Origin of the sequence: Achromobacter sp. (genome assembly GCF_036567245.1) — a bacterium.
Lineage (GTDB): Bacteria > Pseudomonadota > Gammaproteobacteria > Burkholderiales > Burkholderiaceae_B > Achromobacter.
In genome coordinates this window covers 1-4421 of the sequence record NZ_DATCUY010000340.1, presented here as the reverse complement: position 1 = coordinate 4421, position 4421 = coordinate 1, and the positions used below count along the sequence as shown (strand labels likewise).

The window sequence follows — 4421 nt, the reverse complement described above, 5'->3', positions numbered from 1 at the left end:
GCCAACCTCGCGCCGTGGTCGCTGTTGCCGGCACTGGTGTGGCTGGGCGCGGCGCAGGGCGCCGTCAACACGCCGCTGGTGAATCTGGCGCTGGGGTTGGCGGAAGACCGCCATGCGGGCATGGCGGCGGGTGTCATATCGACCTTGCAGCAGGTGGGCGCGGCGCTGGGGGTGTCGGCAGCGGGGATGCTGTTTGCCGGAACGCTGGACGCGTATGCCGATGCCGGCGCGGCCGAACGGCATGCCCGCGCCTTCGCCAGCGCCATGCAGTACAACGTCGCGACGATACTGATCGCGGCGGCCCTGCTGTGGTGGCTCGGGCGCGGCGCGCGCGACGCTGGATCAGGCCAGCAGCCCCGCTGAACTCAGACAGCCCAAGCCAGCGGCACGCCCGGCCGGCTGGCCGAACGCGTGCCCGGCAGCGGATGACAGGATTGCGGATGGTAGGTATGCACCAGCGACAGCTTGACGCGATCGCTGCTGTTGCCCTGGGCCGCGTGCAGGGTGCGGCAATGGAAAAACACCACGTCGCCCGCCTGCAATTCCGGACAGACGGCGCGCGCGATCCACTCGGCGTTCTGGGGCGCGTCGTCGCGGAAGAACTTCTGCTGGTCGAACTGTTCGGGCGCGAAGGCAGCCGCGTGCGAACCCGGGATGAACGACAGGCCCCCGTTGGCACGGGTTTCCGTGCCCAGCGCCAGCCAGGTGGACACCAGGTCCGTGTCGGAAAACGACCAGTAGCGGATGTCCTGGTGCCAGCCCGTCAGGCTGCCATAGGCCGGGCGCTTGGTCATCACGCAGTTGTGGTGCACGGTGGACAGCACCGGCGTTTCGCCGAAATAGCGTCCCAGCCACTGGCCGATGCGCGGCTCGGTAGCCCATTGCGCGAACTGCGGATCGCGGTCGTAGGCGCTCAGCAGGCGGCGCACGGTCTGGCCGCCTTCGGCGGCTCGCGACTCGGGCGCGCCGGGGTAGCGCAGGTCGGCTTCGTACTCGATGGGCGCGATGTGCTCGCGCAAATGGCGTTCGGCTACGGCACGCAGCGCCACCACCTGTTCCGGGCTGGCGAACTGGCGCGCCACCACGAAGCCCTGCTCGCGCAGGACGGCTATCTGATCATCAGGCAACAACATGGCATTCAGGTTGCAGGGGGTTGGGCGGGAGGATTGATGCGGGCGGCATCGCGTTCCTGTACCTCATGGTGCACCCATTCGCGCCACACCGCCACCAGCAGGGCCATCAGCACCGGGCCTACGAACAGCCCGACGATGCCCATGGTCTTCACGCCGCCCACCAGGCCGAAGAAGGTCGGCAGGAAAGGCAGCTTGACCGGCCCGCCCACCAGCCGCGGGCGCAGGGTCTTGTCGACGATGAAGAGCTCCACGCTGCCCCAGACCATCAGCGCGATGCCCGCCACCACGTGGCCCGAGCCGACCAGATACAGCGACACCAAGGTGAACGACAGCGGCGCGCCGCCGGGTATCAGCGCCATGAAGCCCGTGACCACGCCCAGCAACACCGGCGACGGCACGCCTGCCACCCAGTAGGCGATGCCCAGCACCAGGCCTTCGCCCAGAGCGATCAGGCCCATGCCGGTGACGGTGGAGTTGATGGTGGCCGGCACCACGCGAGAAAAGCGCTGCCAGCGCGCCGGCAGGATGCGTTCGCCCAGCACGTCCAGCTGGGCCACCATGCGGATGCCGTCCTTGTAGACGAAGAACAGCGTAATCAACATGAACAGCACGGTCAGCAGCAGCTGGAACACATTGCCCGTGGCCGCCAGCACCATGCGGTAGATGTTGCCCAGATGCTCGCCGCTGACGGCCTCGACCAGGGCGCCCAGCGCGTGGGGCTGGCCGATATAGGCTTCCCAGTACTGGCCCAGGCGCTCGCCCAACACGGGCATGGAGGTGATCCAGTTGGGCACGTCCACGCCATGGCGGTTGGCCGCAATAGCCCAGGCAAAGAAGGTGCTGGCTTCCTTGATGGCGTAGGACAGCGCCAGCGACATCGGCACGATCAGCACCACGATCACCACCAGCAGCGCCAGCGAGGCGGCCAGCGCGGTGCGGCCGCCGCAGCGGGCGACCAGGCGTTGGTACAGGGGCCAGCTGGCCAGGCCGATGATGAGTGCGGCGAGCGCGGGGACCAGGAAGCCGCTAAGGAAGTACACCCCCGCCAACAGCACGAGCAACAAAAGCCAACGGGCGATCAGGTAAGCGGGTAGTACAGGCTGCATGGAGCGGATCGACAGTAAGGGCGTTGTAGGCTTTGACTGTCGGACTATACAGACGTTTCATGCAAATCGAGGGACGCAAGGCCTGTATTTACTACGGGGTTTCCCGTGTCCCCCTGGACGGAGGGCGGATCGGCCCTCCGTGCCAGACACTTACAGCGCGTACTCGGCAGCCTCTTCGCGCGCGCTGCGGCGGCGCGGCGGCAGGTATTCCTCCAGCGCCGGCCGCGGCGCGGTGGACGCCAGGGTATTCGCCTGGCTGACCTGGCGCGCGTACACGCCGCAGTTGGCGGCGGCCGGATCGGTCTCGTCGCGGCCGCTCAAGAGCGGGCAGCTGGCGAACAATTCGGCGGTCCAGTCGGCGAAGGCGCGCACCTTGGGCGACAGTTGGCGGCTTTGCGGGTACAGCACCGAGATCGCCGTGGGGCTGGGCTTCCATTGCGGCAGCACTTCGATGAGTTCGCCCGATTGCAGGTGCGGCAGCGCCATGTAGCGGGCGGTCTGGATCAGGCCGAAGCCCTTCAGCCCGCAATCCAGGTAGGCGCCGGCTTCGTTCACCGACACCACGCCCTTCATTTCCACTTCCTGGTGCTTGCCGTCCACCCTGAAATCCCAGGCGCAATTGCGGCCGGTACGGCTGGAGAAATAGTGCACGGCATGATGGTCGCGCAGCTCGTCGATGCTCTGCGGCAGGCCGTGGCGTGCCACATAGCTGGGCGATGCGCAGGTCACGGTCTGCAGGGTGCCGATACGGCGCGCGACCAGGCTGGAATCCTCCAGGTCGCCGGCGCGGATCACGCAATCCACAGCCTCCTGAACCATGTCGACCGGGCGGTCGCCCAGGCCGAGCACCAGCTCCACGTCGGGATACTTGTCGTGGAAATCACACAATGAGGGAATCAGGATCAACCGTCCGATGCAGGTCGGCACGTCGATGCGCAGCCTGCCCTTCAGGCGCAGGGCCGCTTCCTGGAAGCAGGCCTCGGTTTCCTCGACGTCGGCCAGGATGCGCACGCAATGCTGGTAATAACCGGCGCCGTCGGGCGTCAGGCCGATACGGCGCGTGGTGCGGTTGAGCAGACGCACGCCCAATAGGCGTTCGAGGTTCTGGATGATGGTGGTGACGGTGGTGCGCGGCAGCGAGAGGCTGTCGGCCGCCCGCGTGAAGCTATTGGCGTCCACGACGCGCACAAACACCTGCATAGCCTGAAAACGGTCCATGGCGACGGTGTCCTTTTGGGAAATAGTCGGTGTGGACGGAGCATAACCCGTTTTTTACATCGATTAGTCGACCTTGACGACTAGTGTTGCCGAAACATACGGGTTTATCCGCCCCCCTAAACCGCTCAGAATGCAAACCATCTTGAAGTGCCCTTGCCGCCAGGCGCCGTCAAAGGGCATGCCTACCCTCAGATTCCGGTAACCGCAAAGACCCGCCCCGACCAGGCGCCTTTGCCTGGGATGCGCAGCCGTATTGCATGTTGCATCGCAGCATTTTCACCGGATCCTGAGGACAGGCCTGCCCAGACCGCCACAGCCGCCTCCCGCCCCCAGGCTCACCCAGGCAAGCGCGCTTTCGCCCCATCATCTCTCAAGGAAACACCATGGTTTCGCGCAATCGTATTGCTGTGCTCGCCGTATTTGCAGCCGTCATCGCCGCTGGCGGCGGTTACGCCCTGTTCCGCGCTCCCGCCGGCGCCAACGCCGCCCAGGCGCAAACCGCCCCCGCCGCCACGCCGGTCGAAGTGGCCGAAGTCCTGCAAAAGACCATCGTGGACTGGCAGCGCTACTCCGGCCGCCTGGAAGCCATCGACCGCGTCGACATCCGTCCCCTGGTGTCGGGCACCCTCACCGCCGTGCACTTCCAGGACGGCAGCATCGTCAAGAAGGGCGACGTGCTCTTCACCATCGACCCGCGCCCCTATGCCGCCGAGGTGGACCGCGCCGCCGCCGCCCTGACCGCCGCCAAGGCCCGCGCCTCATATACCGCCAGCGAACTGGCCCGCGGCCAGCGCCTGCTGACCGACAACGCCATCGCCCGCCGCGATTTCGAGGAAAAGCAGAACGCCGCGCGCGAAGCCGCCGCCAACCTCCAGGGCGCGCAAGCCGCGCTGGACTATGCCAAGCTCAACCTCGGCTACACCCGCATCGAAGCCCCCGTGGCCGGCCGCGTGTCGCGCGCCGA

At 66.9% G+C, this 4421-nt stretch carries 4 protein-coding genes and 1 pseudogene; 2 read left to right on the top strand and 3 right to left on the bottom strand.

The features are described 5' to 3' along the window. Window positions 1-363: pseudogene (locus tag VIR09_RS14750) on the top strand (MFS transporter); the annotation flags it as partial. Window positions 364-365: 2 nt separating this feature from the next. On the opposite strand, the gene VIR09_RS14745 reads toward VIR09_RS14750, so the two are convergent. From VIR09_RS14745 to VIR09_RS14735, 3 genes are all read right to left on the bottom strand, one after another. Next, complete coding sequence (locus VIR09_RS14745; RefSeq protein WP_414639425.1) at window positions 366-1133, bottom strand: phytanoyl-CoA dioxygenase family protein; 768 nt, start codon at window positions 1131-1133, stop codon at window positions 366-368. Window positions 1134-1138: 5 nt separating this feature from the next. After that, the gene (locus VIR09_RS14740) at window positions 1139-2239 is read right to left on the bottom strand and encodes an AI-2E family transporter (protein WP_332013538.1); all 1101 of its coding nucleotides are present in this window, start codon (window positions 2237-2239) and stop codon (window positions 1139-1141) included. Between the two features lie 150 nt (window positions 2240-2389). After that, complete coding sequence (locus VIR09_RS14735; protein WP_332013537.1) at window positions 2390-3457, bottom strand: LysR family transcriptional regulator; 1068 nt, start codon at window positions 3455-3457, stop codon at window positions 2390-2392. Window positions 3458-3840: 383 nt separating this feature from the next. Here VIR09_RS14735 and VIR09_RS14730 point away from each other — a divergent pair. Continuing rightward, window positions 3841-4421 (top strand): efflux RND transporter periplasmic adaptor subunit (locus VIR09_RS14730; RefSeq protein WP_332013536.1); only part of this gene is annotated, 581 nt, incomplete at its 3' end.